Here is a 2,386-nt window from a genome sequence, read left to right as displayed (position 1 = left end):
GCTGATCAGATCGTAGGTTCTGGATTTAGTTCCACTGAATTACGCAACAAAGCCCATAAATTGAGCCATAAATCACCTTTCCATTATGAATTTATATGTATAATGATAAACTTAATCATCAAGGTTATAAGTGATTAATTTAAGGTGCCAACAAAGTACCATCATATTAATTTTAAAACTAAAAAATATTTAGGAGTATTATGAAACGTTTGAATTTAATAGGAATTTTAGTAACATCAGTTTTAATATCTAGATCAGTTTTAGCTAGCGATACACTGCAAGAAGGTATAAACATTCCCGTTGGTGAATCAATACATATAATGAGTGATATGGTTGATAATTCAGACTTGGTTTATATAAATGCAAAGTATTGGTTAGAATCAGGAATTTATTCAAATGGCATTGAAAATGCAATTGATTTAATTGTAAATAATGGTTATCGTTATCTGGTTGATTTTAGTGAAATAGAAGGAAATAAAGGAAAAATAAAGGCAAAACATGTCTTTAGAAAGGTATTTGGTATTTCATTGGAATCTGATTATATTGCAATAACTGAACATAACCATAACGTTATGTTTACAGAGATCAAGGATAGATATGACACAAATATCCCAATTTTGAGTAAACCTGCACCAAAAAGGCAAAAACGTTCAACATCAAACACCCCAGTAGTACACTCACCGGTACCGAGTATTTCTAGATATTATAATGCGACTAAACAAATTACTGATTCTGAATGTGATATCACTTGGAACACCCAATTAGGAGATAGATCGCGGCATCTTTGTAAAAATGCTAACATTTCGCTTGTTTATAAGATAAACATGCAACGCTCCCTTGCGTTCGGAACAATCGGCTCAGCAACGCCTGATGCTAAAATAGTAAGAGTTGGCATTGATGATTCAACCACTGGCGCAGGGATTAGTCTAAACCCTGAAATATATTCGATGTACTTAGCCTCAAGAGGCATTGTTTGGCCAAGTGGTGGGATTGAATCTGAATGGGTGTCATCCGCAATAGCACAAAACTATACGTTTGAAATGATGGCATCAAATAATAAAACAAGTATTTTAAGAACCATTCCAGCAACAAATTTAAATGTAAATTATGATAAGAAGGAAGTATCAACTTTTCAATTTGGTATTGGAGGTGATGTTGGTGCAGATAAAACATCACCCAAAATTAGTCTAAATGCCAACGCGTCATGGACAGAATCCAAGTGGTTATCATATAAAACATTTGATTATGCGGTAACGAAATCGTCAAAAAGCCCTCAACATGTATCTTTCAAATGGTCTAGAGAGCAATATAATTCACCACATGCGATACAAAAAGATGAATCGCCATATGGAGTAACAGTCAGAAAAAATTATTTTGGGAGGTTACACTTAATCAATCCAATAGGGTACGCAAACTTCACACCCAAAATGGAAGTAATCTATTATTCTGAACCTGAGACTACAGGGACAACAGACATTAGTATATCCTCATCGGTTGGAATTACTGGGTATCGTTATTATTCAGAAATCCCATCTTGGGAAGTCCTAAGATATTATTATCCTAATGAAAAAGACTTTAAAATTAAAAATGTAAAAAAAGATATTAAATTCACTGTTGATTGGGATAATCCTGTATTTATTGGCGGAAAGCCGGTTAATTTACAATTGGGTAAATTTAACAATAAATGTGTAAGTGTTAATAAAAACCTCAGTGTTAATTCTGATACTTGTAATATATCCGAACTAAAGCAGTCATTTATTTTCGATACACTTAATCGATATCAGAGTACAAGCCAACCAGGTATGTGCTTGGATGCTAGTAACATTAAAAAAGTCAGCCCTTGCAGTTTAAAGCGAACACAAAGATGGAAATGGATAGATGACAAAGATGAACTAGAGAATTCATTTACTGGAAGTAGCCTTGGTTATACTGTAAATGAAGGAGAAATTAAATTAATTCCGAAAGAGAAAAAAGCTGAGGATAATATCAAATCAGTTTCAATGTTCTCGTCATACACGGATATATTTAATATGTGACATTTTTTCCCTTGAGAGTAATAACTCAAGGTTATTAAACTTACGAGTACTAAAATACGGTTCTGTCGCAAATCTAGTTAGAGGTGTGACAGGCCAACCGGCTTTGTTGCGTAATTCAATGGAACTAAATCCAGAACCTACGATCTGCTCAGCTACATTCACTCCCTCTCGTAGCCCTATGCCTAAACCTCGTTATAAAACAACCAACTGGAAGCAATACAATCAATCACTCATTAACCGTGGCTCTCTGACCTTTTGGATTGATGAAGAGGCGATAAGCGGCTGGGCGCAAAGCAAACAGAATAAGCGCGGGAGGCCGCGTCGGTTCAGTGATTTAGCTATCACGACAG

General features: G+C 34.9%; 2 protein-coding genes. Both read left to right on the top strand.

The window, feature by feature from the left end:
- Positions 1-200: 200 nt before the first annotated feature.
- Complete coding sequence (locus ACED28_RS23060) at positions 201-2,036, top strand: leukocidin family pore-forming toxin (protein WP_371710842.1); 1,836 nt, start codon at positions 201-203, stop codon at positions 2,034-2,036.
- Positions 2,037-2,214: 178 nt separating this feature from the next.
- Positions 2,215-2,386 (top strand): transposase (locus tag ACED28_RS23055; RefSeq protein ID WP_239917014.1); only part of this gene is annotated, 172 nt, incomplete at its 3' end.

This window comes from Vibrio sp. 1F253 (genome assembly GCF_041439295.1).
Classification (GTDB): domain Bacteria; phylum Pseudomonadota; class Gammaproteobacteria; order Enterobacterales; family Vibrionaceae; genus Vibrio; species Vibrio tasmaniensis_A.
The sequence above is the reverse complement of the archived record's forward strand: the minus strand, read 5'-3'. Positions and strand labels throughout refer to the sequence as shown.